Below are 453 nucleotides of genomic sequence, written 5' to 3' on the forward strand. Positions count from 1 at the left end.
GTAATCTTCTGATAGAATCAGATATACTATACAAGAAAAGGTCTGAACTTTTGTTCAGACCTTTTTTCGTAGCCCGTGGGGGAATCGAACCCCCCTTTCAAGAATGAAAATCTTGCGTCCTAACCGATAGACGAACGGGCCATCCTCTTGCACCGGAGTACCGTGTGCGTTATTTTTTTTCAGTAGCCCGTGGGGGAATCGAACCCCCCTTTCAAGAATGAAAATCTTGCGTCCTAACCGATAGACGAACGGGCCATCCTAGCTTTGTGTTGAGGTGTTTCTCAATCACGGGTGCAAAGGTACGCATTATTTTTGAATATGCAAGCGTTTTATGAAAAAAAATATGCATAATGATTCAGAAAAGTGCTGGAATGGCTTTTTAAGCTTGTCTGAGGGAGGTGAAAAAAAGGTTGTAGTGTACTAAATAAGTTGACATAATTTACTAAATAAGGT

At 41.1% G+C, this 453-nt stretch carries 2 tRNA genes; both read right to left on the reverse strand.

Annotated features, from left to right (window positions below):
• Positions 1–69: 69 nt before the first annotated feature.
• Positions 70–141 (reverse strand) — tRNA-Glu (locus WKT20_RS18230).
• Between the two features lie 42 nt (positions 142–183).
• A tRNA-Glu gene (locus WKT20_RS18235) sits at positions 184–255 on the reverse strand.
• Between the last annotated feature and the right edge of the window lie 198 nt (positions 256–453).

It is taken from the genome of Phocaeicola sp. ICN-14070 (genome assembly GCF_037892625.1).
Taxonomy (GTDB): domain Bacteria; phylum Bacteroidota; class Bacteroidia; order Bacteroidales; family Bacteroidaceae; genus Phocaeicola; species Phocaeicola plebeius.